The 14,030-nt window shown below is 54.1% G+C and carries 16 protein-coding genes; 8 read left to right on the top strand and 8 right to left on the bottom strand.

The genetic code is table 11. The features are described 5' to 3' along the window. Positions 1-279 precede the first annotated feature (279 nt). Positions 280-846: a D-glycero-beta-D-manno-heptose 1,7-bisphosphate 7-phosphatase gene (gene gmhB, locus AAIR21_RS12875; RefSeq protein WP_014168732.1), complete on the bottom strand. Its 567-nt coding sequence runs from the start codon at positions 844-846 to the stop codon at positions 280-282. 188 nt (positions 847-1,034) lie between these two features. Here gmhB and metN point away from each other — a divergent pair, with 188 nt between their 5' ends. The 6 genes from metN to proS all read left to right on the top strand — a co-directional run bounded on the left by metN (position 1,035) and on the right by proS (position 6,611). Continuing rightward, positions 1,035-2,066: a methionine ABC transporter ATP-binding protein MetN gene (gene metN / locus AAIR21_RS12870; protein WP_014168731.1), complete on the top strand. Its 1,032-nt coding sequence runs from the start codon at positions 1,035-1,037 to the stop codon at positions 2,064-2,066. Continuing rightward, positions 2,059-2,712 (top strand): methionine ABC transporter permease MetI, encoded by a 654-nt coding sequence (locus AAIR21_RS12865; RefSeq protein ID WP_014168730.1) that lies wholly within the window; start codon positions 2,059-2,061, stop codon positions 2,710-2,712. The genes metN and AAIR21_RS12865 overlap by 8 nt, the downstream gene beginning before the upstream one ends. Before the next feature lie 40 nt (positions 2,713-2,752). Further along, entirely contained in the window at positions 2,753-3,568 is an 816-nt protein-coding gene (gene metQ / locus AAIR21_RS12860) for a methionine ABC transporter substrate-binding lipoprotein MetQ (RefSeq protein WP_014168729.1), read from the top strand. Positions 3,569-3,674: 106 nt separating this feature from the next. Next, positions 3,675-4,079, top strand: coding sequence for an Rcs stress response system protein RcsF (gene rcsF, locus AAIR21_RS12855; protein ID WP_014168727.1), 405 nt, complete (start codon positions 3,675-3,677; stop codon positions 4,077-4,079). Then, positions 4,076-4,780: a tRNA (N6-threonylcarbamoyladenosine(37)-N6)-methyltransferase TrmO gene (tsaA, locus tag AAIR21_RS12850; RefSeq protein WP_041162435.1), complete on the top strand. Its 705-nt coding sequence runs from the start codon at positions 4,076-4,078 to the stop codon at positions 4,778-4,780. The genes rcsF and tsaA overlap by 4 nt, the downstream gene beginning before the upstream one ends. A gap of 112 nt (positions 4,781-4,892) precedes the next feature. Continuing rightward, the gene (gene proS, locus AAIR21_RS12845) at positions 4,893-6,611 is read left to right on the top strand and encodes a proline--tRNA ligase (protein WP_014168725.1); all 1,719 of its coding nucleotides are present in this window, start codon (positions 4,893-4,895) and stop codon (positions 6,609-6,611) included. A gap of 53 nt (positions 6,612-6,664) precedes the next feature. Here the strand turns inward: proS and nlpE are convergent, their stop codons facing one another. Genes nlpE through AAIR21_RS12830 form a run of 3 tightly spaced genes read right to left on the bottom strand, consistent with a single transcriptional unit; the run spans position 6,665 to position 8,361 of the window. Beyond that, positions 6,665-7,363 (bottom strand): envelope stress response activation lipoprotein NlpE, encoded by a 699-nt coding sequence (nlpE, locus tag AAIR21_RS12840; RefSeq protein WP_014168724.1) that lies wholly within the window; start codon positions 7,361-7,363, stop codon positions 6,665-6,667. Between the two features lie 33 nt (positions 7,364-7,396). Beyond that, positions 7,397-7,819, bottom strand: coding sequence for an alternative ribosome rescue aminoacyl-tRNA hydrolase ArfB (arfB, locus tag AAIR21_RS12835; RefSeq protein ID WP_020882624.1), 423 nt, complete (start codon positions 7,817-7,819; stop codon positions 7,397-7,399). Next, entirely contained in the window at positions 7,816-8,361 is a 546-nt protein-coding gene (locus AAIR21_RS12830; RefSeq protein WP_047955068.1) for a YaeQ family protein, read from the bottom strand. The genes arfB and AAIR21_RS12830 overlap by 4 nt, the downstream gene beginning before the upstream one ends. Before the next feature lie 196 nt (positions 8,362-8,557). On the opposite strand from AAIR21_RS12830, the gene AAIR21_RS12825 reads away from it, so the two are divergent. Then, entirely contained in the window at positions 8,558-8,758 is a 201-nt protein-coding gene (locus AAIR21_RS12825; RefSeq protein ID WP_014168721.1) for a YaeP family protein, read from the top strand. Next, a complete protein-coding gene (gene rof, locus AAIR21_RS12820; RefSeq protein WP_014168720.1) occupies positions 8,745-9,005 on the top strand; it encodes a Rho-binding antiterminator in 261 nt (86 codons plus the stop codon). Before AAIR21_RS12825 ends, rof begins: the two co-directional genes overlap by 14 nt. A gap of 28 nt (positions 9,006-9,033) precedes the next feature. Here rof and tilS read toward each other — a convergent pair whose 3' ends face one another. From tilS to accA, 4 genes are all read right to left on the bottom strand, one after another. Next, positions 9,034-10,320: a tRNA lysidine(34) synthetase TilS gene (gene tilS / locus AAIR21_RS12815; RefSeq protein WP_183516750.1), complete on the bottom strand. Its 1,287-nt coding sequence runs from the start codon at positions 10,318-10,320 to the stop codon at positions 9,034-9,036. A 57-nt stretch (positions 10,321-10,377) separates the two neighbouring features. Beyond that, positions 10,378-10,767, bottom strand: coding sequence for a VOC family protein (locus AAIR21_RS12810; RefSeq protein WP_014168718.1), 390 nt, complete (start codon positions 10,765-10,767; stop codon positions 10,378-10,380). Between the two features lie 65 nt (positions 10,768-10,832). Then, a complete protein-coding gene (locus tag AAIR21_RS12805) occupies positions 10,833-12,965 on the bottom strand; it encodes a lysine decarboxylase LdcC (RefSeq protein ID WP_138613298.1) in 2,133 nt (710 codons plus the stop codon). Positions 12,966-13,065: 100 nt separating this feature from the next. Next, entirely contained in the window at positions 13,066-14,025 is a 960-nt protein-coding gene (gene accA / locus AAIR21_RS12800) for an acetyl-CoA carboxylase carboxyl transferase subunit alpha (protein WP_014168716.1), read from the bottom strand. Between the last annotated feature and the right edge of the window lie 5 nt (positions 14,026-14,030).

Below are 14,030 nucleotides of genomic sequence, written 5' to 3'. Positions count from 1 at the left end.
TCCATGTCACTTTGAGTGCCCACACAGATTGTCTGATAAATTGTTAAAGAGCAGTTGCGACGCGGCTTACAGCTCACCGTCGCGAGGTGGCGTATATTACGCTTTCCTCTTTCAGAGTCAACCCTGAAATTCAGGATTTTTTCTCTTCAACCGACCGGGTTAACTGTGAAGTGATTCACATCTGCCGTGTCGATGGAGGCGCATTATAGGGTGCCGCCGAGGAATGACAAGCGGAAATATGCATTTTTATTTCGACCGCTCACCTTTTCACCAAAAAGGCTATTTTTGGTGCTTTTTAATCTCTTTTGGCAGCTCTGCCAGGCTATTAATCACCCAATCCGCGGCACTCTCTGCTTCAGGGGTCACAGGTTTGCCGGTGCGCACAAGTATTTTAGTCCCCACACCTGCGGCGGTTGCTGCCTGCATATCTTCCAGTTTATCGCCCACCATATAAGAAGCAGCCATATCGATATGCAGGAATTCCTGCGCAGAGATAAACATTCCCGGATGCGGCTTGCGGCAATCACACGTCTGGCGAAACTCTTCTACAGTTCCCTGCGGGTGGTGCGGGCAATAGTAAATGCCATCAAGTTCGACACCGCGGTCAGCCAGCGACCAGTCCATCCATTCCGTCAGCGTCTCGAATTGCGCCTCGGTGAATTTTCCACGTGCGATACCGGACTGGTTGGTCACGACCACCAGCGCATAGCCCATCTCTTTCAGCTGGCGCATGGCATCGATAACGCCCTCGATAAACTCGAACTCATCAATCTCGTGGACATAACCGTGATCCACATTGATAGTGCCATCACGATCGAGAAAAATTGCGGGTACTGATTTTGCCACCGGTTTGCTCCTGAAAAAGGCATGTACAGCTAGTATCTCATGAATCGCAGCGCAATAAAGTGCTCATCGTACAGAGTTGGATTGATTTAGACGTCTGGATGCCTTAACATCCGTTTTGTTTACGGTCATCACCCGTATCTGGCAGAAGAAAATGCCACGGCTAACTTACATACGATAAAAATAATCTAATGATTAAACTTTCCAATATCACCAAAGTGTTCCAGCAGGGGAACCGAACCATTCAGGCGCTGAACAATGTCAGCCTGCATGTTCCTGCTGGTCAAATTTATGGCGTCATTGGCGCATCGGGTGCAGGTAAAAGTACGCTGATCCGTTGTGTTAACCTGCTTGAGCGCCCAACCCAGGGTCGTGTAGAAGTAGGCGGGCAGGAACTGACCGCCCTTTCAGAGAAAGAACTGACGAAAGCACGCCGCCAGATTGGCATGATCTTCCAGCACTTTAACCTGCTGGCCTCCCGTACGGTGTTTGGCAACGTTGCCTTGCCGCTGGAACTGGACAACACGCCAAAAGAAGAAGTTAAGCGTCGCGTAACCGAACTGCTGGATCTCGTTGGTCTGGGTGATAAACACGATAGCTACCCGGCAAACCTGTCCGGTGGACAAAAACAGCGTGTGGCCATTGCCCGCGCGCTGGCAAGTAACCCGAAAGTGCTGCTGTGCGATGAAGCCACCAGCGCATTAGATCCCGCCACTACGCGTTCCATTCTGGAGCTGCTGAAGGACATCAACCGTCGCCTCGGCCTGACCATTCTCCTTATTACACATGAAATGGACGTGGTGAAACGCATCTGTGATTGCGTCGCGGTAATCAGCAACGGTGAGTTGATTGAGCAAGACACGGTCAGCGAAGTGTTTTCCCATCCGAAAACCCCACTGGCACAACAGTTTATTCAGTCCACGCTGCACCTGGATATTCCGGAAGATTATCTGGAGCGTTTAAAAACAGAATCGACAGCGGACAGCGTCCCGATGCTGCGTATGGAGTTCACTGGCCAGTCCGTCGATGCGCCACTGCTGTCCGAAACCGCACGCCGCTTTAATGTGAATAACAACATCATCAGCGCGCAAATGGATTACGCCGGTGGCGTGAAGTTCGGCATCATGCTGACGGAAATGCACGGCACACAAGCAGAAACCCAGGCGGCCATTGCCTGGCTGCAAGAACATCACGTAAAAGTAGAGGTACTGGGTTATGTCTGAGCCGATGATGTGGCTGCTGGTTCGCGGCGTTTGGGAAACGCTGGCAATGACCTTTGTATCAGGCTTCTTTGGTTTTGTGATTGGTCTGCCGGTCGGCGTGCTGCTGTATGTGACGCGCCCGGGACAAATCATTGAGAATGCGAAGCTGTATCGCACCCTGTCTGCACTGGTGAATATCTTCCGTTCTATCCCGTTCATTATTCTGCTGGTGTGGATGATTCCATTTACCCGTGTGATCGTGGGAACGTCTATCGGTTTGCAGGCAGCCATCGTTCCGCTGACCGTGGGAGCTGCGCCGTTTATCGCCCGTATGGTGGAAAACGCCCTGCTGGAAATCCCGACCGGTTTGATCGAGGCTTCCCGCGCGATGGGGGCAACGCCAATGCAGATCGTGCGTAAAGTCCTGCTGCCTGAAGCGCTGCCCGGGCTGGTTAACGCGGCAACCATTACGTTGATTACTCTGGTGGGTTATTCCGCGATGGGCGGTGCCGTTGGCGCCGGCGGTTTAGGCCAGATTGGCTACCAGTACGGCTATATTGGTTATAACGCTACCGTAATGAATACCGTTCTGGTATTGCTGGTTGTGCTGGTTTACTTAATCCAGTTCTCTGGCGATCGCATCGTCCGGACTGTTACTCACAAATAACGTTACACACAACACAAACTCGACGAGTTAAGGATATAACATGGCGTTTAAATTAAAGACCTTTGCAGCGGTAGGCGCGCTGATCGGCTCTCTGGCACTGGTGGGTTGCGGTCAGGACGAAAAAGATCCAAACCACATCAAAGTGGGCGTTATCGTGGGTGCAGAACAGCAGGTTGCTGAAGTCGCGCAGAAAGTCGCGAAAGAGAAGTATGGTCTGGACGTTGAGCTGGTGACCTTTAACGATTACGTTCTGCCGAACGAAGCGCTGAGCAAAGGCGATATCGACGCCAACGCCTTCCAGCACAAACCTTACCTGGATCAGCAGATCAAGGACCGCGGCTATAAACTGGTGGGTGTGGGTAACACCTTTGTTTACCCTATTGCCGGTTACTCCAAGAAAATTAAATCTCTGGACGAACTGCAGCCAGGCTCTCAGGTTGCCGTCCCTAACGACCCAACCAACCTTGGCCGTTCCCTGCTGCTGCTGCAGAAAGTGGGCCTGATTAAGCTGAAAGACGGTGTTGGCCTGCTGCCAACCGTTCTGGATGTCACCGAGAATCCGAAAAATCTGAAAATTGTTGAGCTGGAAGCCCCACAGCTGCCACGTTCTCTCGACGACGCGCAGATTGCCCTGGCCGTTATCAACACCACGTACGCCAGCCAGATTGGCCTGACGCCAGCGAAAGACGGTATCTTCGTTGAAGACAAAGACTCCCCGTACGTAAACCTGATCGTGACTCGCGAAGACAACAAAGATGCGGAAAACGTGAAGAAGTTCGTACAGGCTTATCAGTCTGACGAAGTTTACCAGGAAGCCAACAAAGTGTTTAACGGCGGCGCTGTTAAGGGCTGGTAATCTCACCTCAGTGTAATATCATCAAGGCGGGCTTATGCCCGTCTTGTCATTTGTGCAGTCAACTGATTCAATATCTGACGTTTTGATTATCCATTGAGGAATTATTATGCGTGCTTTACCGATCTGTCTTTTAGCACTCATGCTGAGCGGCTGTTCTATGCTAAGCAGATCTCCTGTTGAACCTGTCCAAAGCACGGCAACCCCGCCAAAAGCAGAACCCGTAAAACCGAAAGCGCCTCGCCCTGCGCCGGTTCGCATTATTACCAAAGCTGACGAACTCGTGGGTAAACCTTTCCGTGAACTGGGTGAAGTAAGCGGCGAATCCTGTCAGGCTACCAATCAGGACTCTCCACCGAATATCCCAACAGCGCGTAAACGCATGCAGATCAACGCGGCAAAAATGAAAGCCAACGCGGTTCTGCTGCATAGCTGCGAAGTGACCAGTGGAACACCGGGTTGCTACCGTCAGGCGGTTTGCATCGGCTCGGCGCTGAACATTACGGCGAAATGAGTTCATTTCAGTTCGAACAGATAGGCGTTATTCGCTCTCCCTATAAAGAGAAGTTCGCCGTGCCACGCCAGCCAGGTCTGGTCACCAGCGGTGGCGAGCTTCACTTGATCGCGCCCTACAATCAGGCCGATGCCGTACGCGGGCTCGAAGCATTCAGCCACTTATGGGTTGTGTTTGTGTTTCACCAGACGATGGAAGGTGGCTGGCGTCCGACCGTACGCCCTCCTCGCCTGGGAGGCAACGCCAGGATGGGCGTGTTTGCGACGCGCTCAACCTTCCGTCCAAACCCTGTCGGGATGTCGCTGGTCGAACTGAAAGGTATACGCTGTCAAAAGGATCAGGTCATACTGGAATTAGGCAGCCTTGACCTGGTTGATGGCACGCCGGTTATCGATATCAAGCCGTATCTCCCCTTTGCCGAAGCGTTACCCGACGCCCGCGCAAGCTATGCTCAGGAAGCACCGCAGGCAGATATGCCTGTTCACTTCACGGCTGAGATAACCACGCAGCTTCAGCAGCTGGAAACACGCTATCCCCGCCTTCGTGACTTTATCACCGAAGTGCTGGCACAGGACCCCCGTCCGGCCTATCGTAAAGAAGAGGACGCCGGGAAAACCTACGCCGTCTGGCTGCTGGATTTTAACGTTCGCTGGCGCGTGACCGGGGCAGGTTTTGAAGTGTTTGCCCTTGAACCCAGGTAATTTTGTCCTCCTCTCTTTTGGCATCTTTGCCACACTGGTAAACTAAACCACTTTTTTTGTCTCAGGCTGGTGTTTCAGCCTGTTCCAATCGTCGAAATGGAACCGTAACAACATGCGTACTAGCCAATATCTGCTCTCCACTCTGAAGGAGACGCCTGCCGACGCCGAAGTGATCAGCCATCAGCTGATGCTGCGCGCCGGGATGATCCGCAAGCTGGCCTCCGGGTTATATACCTGGCTGCCGACCGGCGTGCGCGTCCTGAAAAAAGTCGAAAACATCGTGCGTGAAGAGATGAACAACGCCGGTGCTATCGAGGTGTCCATGCCTGTGGTTCAGCCCGCTGACCTGTGGCAGGAGAGCGGCCGTTGGGAGCAATATGGCCCTGAGCTGCTGCGTTTCGTTGATCGTGGCGAGCGTCCATTCGTCCTCGGCCCAACGCATGAAGAAGTCATTACCGACCTGATTCGTAATGAGCTGAGCTCTTACAAACAGCTGCCGCTGAACTTCTTCCAGATCCAGACCAAGTTCCGTGATGAAGTTCGCCCACGTTTCGGCGTCATGCGCTCACGCGAATTCCTGATGAAAGATGCTTACTCTTTCCATACGTCTCAGGAATCGCTGCAAGAGACCTACGACAAAATGTACGAGGCTTACAGCAAAATCTTCTCCCGTATGGGGCTGGATTTCCGTGCTGTGCAGGCTGATACCGGTTCTATCGGCGGAAGCGCGTCTCATGAGTTCCAGGTTCTGGCTCAGAGCGGCGAAGACGATGTGATCTTCTCTGACTCTTCTGATTACGCCGCGAACATCGAGTTTGCAGAAGCGCTGGCCCCTAAAGCGCCACGTGCTGCTGCAACCGAAGAGATGACGCTGGTTGATACACCTCACGCAAAAACCATTGCCGAGCTGGTTGAGCAGTTCAACCTGCCCGTCGAAAAAACGGTAAAAACCCTGCTGGTGAAATCCACCGAAGGTAGCGCGTACCCGCTGGTTGCCCTGCTGGTGCGTGGCGATCACGAACTGAACGAAGTGAAAGCTGAGAAGCTGCCTCAGGTTGCCAGCCCGCTGACGTTCGCAACGGAAGCGGAAATCCGTGCCGTCGTGAACGCAGGTCCTGGCTCTCTGGGCCCGGTGAATATGCCGGTTCCGGTGGTTATTGACCGTACGGTAGCCGCAATGAGCGACTTCGCCGCTGGCGCTAACATCGACGGTAAACATTACTTCGGTATCAACTGGGATCGCGATGTCGCGACGCCGGAAGTGGCTGATATCCGTAACGTGGTGGCAGGCGATCCAAGCCCGGACGGCCAGGGCACCCTGATGATCAAACGCGGTATCGAAGTGGGCCACATCTTCCAGCTGGGGGATAAATATTCCCGCGCGCTGAATGCCGCCGTTCAGGGGGAAGATGGCCGCAACCAGATCCTGACCATGGGTTGCTACGGTATCGGTGTGACGCGTGTGGTTGCAGCAGCCATTGAGCAAAACTACGATGAACGTGGCATCGTCTGGCCAGACAATATCGCCCCGTTCCAGGTGGCTATTCTGCCAATGAACATGCACAAGTCTTACCGTGTGCAGGAGCTGGCCGAAAAACTTTACTCCGAGCTGCGCGCTCAGGGTATCGAAGTGCTGATGGATGACCGTAAAGAGCGTCCAGGCGTGATGTTTGCCGATATGGAACTGATCGGTATCCCGCACACCGTAGTCATCGGCGACCGTAACCTCGACAGCGACGACATTGAATACAAATACCGTCGCAGTGGTGAAAAGCAGATGATCAAGACTGGCGACATTCTTGATTACCTGGTGAAAGCCATCAAAGGTTAACGTTCAACAAAAAACCCCGCTCAGGCGGGGTTTTTTAATGGGTCGATATCGGCTTATTTGCTGTTACAGTCTTTGCCCGCAACAAACTTCGCGTCTTTATCTGCCACCAGCGTTTTCACCAGCTCTCCGCTGTCCGGGTTCGGCTCCAGCGTAAAGTGACCATCTACCGTCAGCAGGACAGGCTTGCTGTCATTGCCACGCGCAACAGCGTAATCACGCTCCAGCTGCGCATTGTTCGCCACGCTGATTTTCTTGCCGGTGGCGCAGTCGGTAAAGATCGCCGCATCCGCCATATAGAAATACATCCCACGCATTGGCATTGGCGTTGCAGGCAGAGCAGCTTTCACCGGGGCCAGCGTATAGTTGAACTGGGACTCAATCGGATTGCCTTCGCGGTCGAGCATCTCCATCCCTTCACCTTTGGCGCGGAAATAGGTTTTCTCACCGGTGGTATCCGTCAGTACCAGCTTCTCAGCCGTACGCGCCCATGTCCCGTAGCTCGCAAAGGAAGATGGTTCTTTCGCCCCCTGATAACGCTGGTTCATAACCCAGGTACCGTCTTTCTGCAGGAACAGTGACGTTTCAATGCCCTCGCAGTCGGCACACGGTAAAACGCCGCGCCAGCTCTGCTGCATTGGCTTTAACTCTTCATTCTGCGCAGGCTGCACGACCTGCGTTTCAGAACGGTTGTTACACCCGAAAAGCGCAAACAGCGTACTCACTGCCAGCGCTGACAATAATGCTTTTTTCACAATGAATTCCTTATGAAATTGTGTTCCTTTTCGTCACTCCGTAGGGCGACGAACTTTACCGCGTAGTGCTTTCACTGTGGATTTTTGGGCCTTCGACGATAGCCGACGCTCTTTCGATGCGCGGGTCGGTCGCGTTGCCCGACGGCTTTTTTGCACTGCCGTTAATTCTTTAATCATCGACACCAGTCTGGCAATCGCCGCTTCGCGGTTCAACTCCTGGCTGCGGTACTCCTGCGCTTTAATCACAATCACGCCATCACTGGTGATCAGGTGATGGCTGGCAGCGAGCAGGCTTTCTTTGTAATACTCTGGCAGGCTGGAGGCCCGAATGTCAAAGCGCAAATGGATAGCCGTTGAAGCCTTGTTAACGTGCTGTCCACCCGCCCCCTGAGCACGGATGGCGGTGATCTCCAGCTCATTGTCAGGGATGCTAACGTTTCGGGACAAGACAATCATGGCGCTGGCTGCCACGCCGTCAAATGAATTTCCAGATTATTCTGAGAATCAGAAAGCCAGATAGCACCGTCCTGAATTGTGGCCTGCAGGACCATCGTCCGGCTGGCAAACTCGCTCAGCTTCGCCAGTTGATCATCGTCCAGATACCAGACGGTAAGGTTGGCAAACTGCCCGCACTTGCTCTTGCTTTGCTGCCACCAGATTTCCGCAGCACGTTGATTATACGCGAATAACGCCACGTTAGCGGACTGCGTGCAGGCCTTTTTAATGCGACGCTCATCCGGCAGACCGAGTTCAATCCATAAATCGATACCCAGATGATCGTTGTGCAGCCAGGCCTCTGGCTCGTCCTCAGCGCTTAAGCCACGGCTAAATTGCAGACGCTCGTCAGCATACTTTATCCACGCCAGCAGGCGCAGCATCATGCGCTCCTGGGTTTCAGAGGGGTGGCGTGCCAGAGTGAGTGACGCATCCAGGAACTGGTTGCGGTCAAGATCTGCCACATTGACCACAGCTTTATAAATTGTCGCTTTCAGCGCCATGAGAGAACTCCTTTCGAATCAGGCGCACATTGTAGCGAAAAAGGAATAAAAAGGCTGTTCCCGGGTGAACATTCACCGGCTATCAAGGCGCTGATATTGCTTAAATGAGTATGGTATAGTCACCTTGCTAAACCGAGTTTATCTTCGTAGGCTTAATGATATCTCACAGTAAGTCAGTGCGCTGGCGGGAGGGGATGTGAATAATTATTGTGAGTTAATTCGCAAACGGTATGCGGAAATCGCCAGCGGAGATCTGGGGTATGTCCCGGACGCGTTGGGCTGTGTATTGAAAGTGCTTAATGAAGTGGCCTCTGATGAGGGCCTTTCAGAATCGGTCAGGGAAAAAGCAGCGTATGCTGCGGCGAATTTACTGGTGAGCGATTATGTCAATGAATGAAACTTATCAACCCATCAATTGTGATGACTATGACAACCTCGAACTCGCCTGCCAGCATCATTTAATACTGACGCTGGAGCTAAAAGATGGCGAAGTGTTGAAGGCAAAAGCCAGCGACCTGGTTTCGCGAAAGAATGTGGAATATCTGATAGTGGAAGATGCCGGGGCGACGCGTGAGCTACGTCTGGACAAAATTGCCAGCTTCAGCCACCCGCAAATCGGCACCGTTGTGGTGAGCGAATCCTGATGACACTAACGGGCAGCCCGGCTGCCCGTTACGCTTTCCACTCAAACTGCACGCCCGTTTCTGCCCACCCCTCTTGCGTAATGAATACCCCTGCTGCTGCAATCAGCGTTTCACCGTAGAAAAGTAGCGGCGTGGTATCGCGTCGCCAGGGCGGCACATTGCTCTCCTGCCAGATTTTCTTCAGCTTCCGCCCTCCGTTGCGCCCGACAATATGCAGCAGTCCGCCCGCCTTAAAGCGCACGGTGACCGGCTCCCCGGGTTCAGGCAGACGCACATGGCCGGTTGGCACCAGAGACACACGACCGGCATCACAGGGCAACAGCAGCGGTTCCGCAAGCGACGGCCAGTCGAGCACCCTGTCGGCGAGCGAGGGAGATGATTTAACCCACCAGAGCGCCCCTTTATAGCGTCTGACGTCGAAACCGTTCAGGTGCACACACGGCGTAGCATCTTCCCGCGCCAGGGCGACTTCATCCCAGAGACGAGCCAGCATTGCCCGCGACGGCATAGCGGCACCGTGAGAGGCCAGCCAGCGTCGTAACAATGCGGCCCGACGCGCCGGGCTCATCGCTTCCAGCGGTGCGATGGTAAGCGATCCCTGCTCGGTAATCAGTTCCGCCAGCACTTCGCTCAGCAGCTCATCCAGCAGACTCTCCTGTTCAGCGCACAGCATGGCGCTGCGTGCTGCCGCTTCTGCAAAGTGCGGCCAGCGCTCGCTCAGAAGCGGTACGACACGCAGACGCAGGAAGTTACGGTCATAGCGGTCATCCTGGTTGCTTTCATCTTCAATCCAGCTCAGCCCGTGTTCCCGTGCCCACGTTTCCAGCGAGGCTCGCGTCTCGCCAAGCAGTGGGCGAAGGAGGTGCGATCCGGCGAAATCAGCCCGTTCTGGCATCGCGGATAATCCCGCCGGGCCGCTTCCTCGTTTGAGGGCCAGTAATAACGTCTCGCACTGGTCATCGAGATGCTGCGCCGTGACCAGCGCTTCGTCAGGCTGTAATTCAGCGGCAAAAGCGGCATAGCGTGCTTTACGCGCCTGCGCCTCAATGCCCAGCCCCTCATCCTGGAGATGTACACGTTCAACAGTCAGCGGGATCGCCCATGCCGCACACACCGCCTCGCAGTGTGCCACCCACGCATCCGCGTGCGGGCTTAACCCGTGATGAATGTGCATCGCCCGAAGCTGAATATCAGGCTCGTTGTCACGCCAGAGTTTGAGACGGTAGAGCAAAACGGTGGAATCCAGGCCACCGCTAAACCCCACCAGCAGCTGGCGGTACGGTGAAACGGCTTGAGCAATCGCGGGTAGGGTCATAGAAAATCACATATAAAAATGCCCGAACTGAGCGGGCATTATCACACAGGGTGGAAATTACTGCTGGTAAAGCTCCAGCGGAAGGCCATCCGGATCGTTGAAAAAGGTAAAACGCTTGTCGGTGAACGGGTCGATACGAATCGCTTCGCACTTCACGCCGTGGGTTTCCAGATGTTTTACGGCGCGATCAATGTCGTCGACGCTAAAGGCAAGGTGGCGCAGGCCGCAAGCTTCCGGGCGGGACGGACGTGCTGGCGGAAAAGGAAAAGAGAACAGCTCAATCACATATTGCCCGTTTAAAGCGAGATCGCCTTTCCAGGAGTCACGCTCCTCACGGTAAGCCTCGCTTAATAACGTAAAGCCCAGAATATCGCAGTAGAAGGCCTTACTTTTTGCGTAATCGGTGGCAATGATCGCAATATGATGAACCTGTTTTAAACCCAGCATAGCTTCTCCTTTTTATGATGCCTGAACGTTACAACCGACAACCCGGGCCTGGCAAGCTGTCGCCCTTATTTTAGGACTCGCACCCAGTAAACCCCTTGCTCATCGCGCTTCGCCCCGTGAATATCAGTCTCAAAGCCCGGATAGTGGCGCCCCACTGAGCAGAGCATCAGCAGAAAATCGAGCACTGCCCGACTCTCTTCGGTGATCATCTCCCCCGGCATCAACAACGGTACGCCCGGCGGATAAGGCAGGATCATGTTAGCCGACACGCGCCCGACCAGATTTTCCAGCTCAACGGTTTCAACCTCCCCTTTAACCTGACGTTGCCAGGCCTTGTGTGGGGTCAACTTCATCTCCGGCAGCACGTCAAACGCCTGCAGCATCAGGCGCGGCAGATCGTGCTGACGGATCAGCCGATGGATCCCCTGGGCCAGATCCTGAATGCGCATATTGCGGTAGAAGTCAGGATCTTCAGCATAAAGATCCGGCAGCATATTTTTCACCCGCAGGTTGAGATCGTAAGCGCGCTTAAACTCCATCAGTCCGCGCAATAAGCCCATCGCACGGGTTTTATCAATCCCAATACTGAACAGGAACAAGAGGTTATAAGGGCCGGTTTTCTCCACCACTACGCCACGTTCATCAAGGAATTTTGCCACCAGAGCAGCAGGAATGCCTTCGTCACTCATCGTGCCTTGTTCGTCCATCCCCGGCGTCAGGATCGTTACCTTCACCGGGTCGAGGAACATATGGTCGGCGTCGGCATCGCGAAAACCGTGCCAGCTCTCGCCAGGTGAGACAGGCCAGCACTCGGCCTCATCAATCTCTTCGGGTTGCCAGATATCGAAGAACCAGCCGTCTGCTTCATCTTTAAGCCGCTGGACTTCTTTACGGAAATGCAGCGCCCGCTCCACAGACCGATTGATCAGACGCTTGCCCGGATTCCCGCGCAGCATTGCCGCCGCCGTTTCAATAGAGGCCACCAGCGGATAGCTTGGCGAGGTGGTGGTGTGCATCATAAAGGCTTCGTTAAACGTCTCTTCGTCGTACTCGCCTTTGATGTGAATAAGCGAGGCCTGAGAAAACGCGGCCAGCATTTTGTGCGTCGACTGCGTTTCGAAAAACACTTTGCCCGGCACGCGCTCACCGCTCATGCCGCTTTTTCCCGCGTAAATCGGATGAAAGTTGGTGTATGGCACCCACGCGGAGTCAAAGTGGATCGACGGCACATCCAGCGTCTGCTTAATCCAGTTGGTGTTATAGAGCAGACCGTCATAGGTGGAGTTAGTGATGACCGCGTGGATCGGCCAGCTTGCCCCCGGGATCGCCGCGACCTTATGTTCAATCGCGGCGTGGCTAAATTCACGACGCGGGATCCCGCCGAGGATCCCAAGCGCGTTTCGCGTCGGGGAGAGCCATAACGGCACGATATCGCTCATCATCAGCAGATGAGCCAGCGACTTGTGGCAGTTACGGTCAATCAGCAAGGTGCTGCCGGCGGGTGCGGCGTACATTCCGACGATTTTGTTTGATGTCGAGGTGCCGTTGGTCACCATATAACTCTGCTCGGCACCAAAAGTCCGGGCAATGTATTCTTCAGCTTCCAGGTGCGGTCCGGTGTGATCGAGCAGCGATCCGAGTTCAGTGACGGAAATCGACACGTCCGCTTTAAGCGTGTTGCCCCCGAAGAAATCATAGAACAAACAACCCACCGGGCTTTTTTGATAGGCCGTCCCTGCCATATGGCCTGGCGTGCAGAAGGTGTATTTGCCTTCTTTGACGTAAGTAAACAGCGCGCGGGTAAACGGTGGGGTGATGTTATCGAGATATTCACCGGTGTACTGTTGAATACGGGTCGCAATATCTTCCGCGACACCGAGTGAGTATTCAAAGAACCACAGCGCCATTCGCATATCATGAGCGCTCACGTCCATTGTCGAGTGGGTATTAATAAAAGCGTACAGCGGGAGATATTCGTTCAGCTTATTGATATCGCTGCACAACTCCATGTCGTACTCGTCCCAGTCGAAGATCACGCCACAGATGCGAGGGTTGTGCTCGATAAATTTCAGCAGGTCGGCGCTATTGTGCGGCCAAATCAGCTGGTACCCGCGGGACTGAAGGGCGTGCTCCAGCTCCTTAATGGGCTCGTCTTTATAAAAGACGCCGTGCGGCCCCATAATGGCGATGATGTTCACGGTTTACCTCCTTTAAAAACATTAGCTAAGCATAGTTAAGGTAAACGGCAGGCATAAAAAAAGCCGCAACAATGTGCGGCTTTTAGGATAATTGTGAAGCTTACGCGTAACCGTAGGTCATCAGACGCTGGTAACGACGGTTGAGCAGATCTTCTGTGCTCAGGACATCCAGGTCCGCCAGGTCTGCCAGCAGCTGCGCTTTCAGGGAAGCCGCCATCACTTCCGGCTTACGATGCGCGCCACCCAGAGGTTCAGGGATCACGGAGTCGATCAGCTTCAGCTCTTTCAGACGTGGGGCAATGATGCCCATCGCTTCTGCAGCCAGAGGCGCTTTATCGGCGCTCTTCCACAGAATAGAGGCACAACCTTCCGGGGAGATAACGGAATAGGTGCTGTACTGCAGCATATTCACTTTATCGCCCACGCCAATCGCCAGCGCACCACCGGAACCCCCTTCACCGATAACGGTACAGATGACCGGCACCTTCAGGCGAGACATCTCGCGAAGGTTACGTGCGATGGCTTCTGACTGGCCACGCTCTTCCGCGCCCACGCCAGGATACGCACCCGGGGTGTCGATGAAGGTGATGATTGGCATCTTGAAACGCTCAGCCATCTCCATCAGACGCAGGGCTTTACGGTAGCCTTCTGGTGCCGGCATACCAAAGTTACGACGAATTTTCTCTTTGGTTTCACGGCCTTTCTGATGACCAATGATCATCACCGGGCGCCCGTCCAGACGTGCGATGCCGCCGACGATAGCTTTGTCGTCAGCGTAAGCGCGATCGCCTGCCAGTTCGTCAAATTCGTCAAACGCCAGGCGGACATAATCCAGGGTGTACGGACGCTGTGGATGACGCGCCAGCTGGGCGATCTGCCATGCGCCGAGATCGGCAAAGATTTTGCGCGTCAGTTCTACGCTTTTCTCACGCAGACGATGCACTTCTTCATCGATGTTAATATCCAGTTTTTCATCCTGACGGCTTACCGCTGTCAGAGAATCGATTTTCGCTTCCAGCTCAGCAATCGGCTGTTCGAAATCAAGGAAATTCAGACTCATAGTAT

This window comes from Enterobacter sp. PTB (assembly GCF_051130085.1).
GTDB lineage: Bacteria > Pseudomonadota > Gammaproteobacteria > Enterobacterales > Enterobacteriaceae > Enterobacter > Enterobacter ludwigii.
This window is presented reverse-complemented; position numbering and strand designations above follow the sequence as displayed.

What these genes read in the sequence shown, in the direction of transcription:
- metN (WP_014168731.1), top strand. Translation starts at nt 1,035, where the DNA reads ATGATTAAACTTTCCAATATCACCAAAGTGTTCCAGCAGGGGAACCGA.
- AAIR21_RS12865 (WP_014168730.1), top strand. Translation starts at nt 2,059, where the DNA reads ATGTCTGAGCCGATGATGTGGCTGCTGGTTCGCGGCGTTTGGGAAACG.
- metQ (WP_014168729.1), top strand. Translation starts at nt 2,753, where the DNA reads ATGGCGTTTAAATTAAAGACCTTTGCAGCGGTAGGCGCGCTGATCGGC.
- rcsF (WP_014168727.1), top strand. Translation starts at nt 3,675, where the DNA reads ATGCGTGCTTTACCGATCTGTCTTTTAGCACTCATGCTGAGCGGCTGT.
- tsaA (WP_041162435.1), top strand. Translation starts at nt 4,076, where the DNA reads ATGAGTTCATTTCAGTTCGAACAGATAGGCGTTATTCGCTCTCCCTAT.
- proS (WP_014168725.1), top strand. Translation starts at nt 4,893, where the DNA reads ATGCGTACTAGCCAATATCTGCTCTCCACTCTGAAGGAGACGCCTGCC.
- arfB (WP_020882624.1), bottom strand. Translation starts at nt 7,819, where the DNA reads ATGATTGTCTTGTCCCGAAACGTTAGCATCCCTGACAATGAGCTGGAG.
- AAIR21_RS12830 (WP_047955068.1), bottom strand. Translation starts at nt 8,361, where the DNA reads ATGGCGCTGAAAGCGACAATTTATAAAGCTGTGGTCAATGTGGCAGAT.
- rof (WP_014168720.1), top strand. Translation starts at nt 8,745, where the DNA reads ATGTCAATGAATGAAACTTATCAACCCATCAATTGTGATGACTATGAC.
- tilS (WP_183516750.1), bottom strand. Translation starts at nt 10,320, where the DNA reads ATGACCCTACCCGCGATTGCTCAAGCCGTTTCACCGTACCGCCAGCTG.
- AAIR21_RS12810 (WP_014168718.1), bottom strand. Translation starts at nt 10,767, where the DNA reads ATGCTGGGTTTAAAACAGGTTCATCATATTGCGATCATTGCCACCGAT.
- accA (WP_014168716.1), bottom strand. Translation starts at nt 14,025, where the DNA reads ATGAGTCTGAATTTCCTTGATTTCGAACAGCCGATTGCTGAGCTGGAA.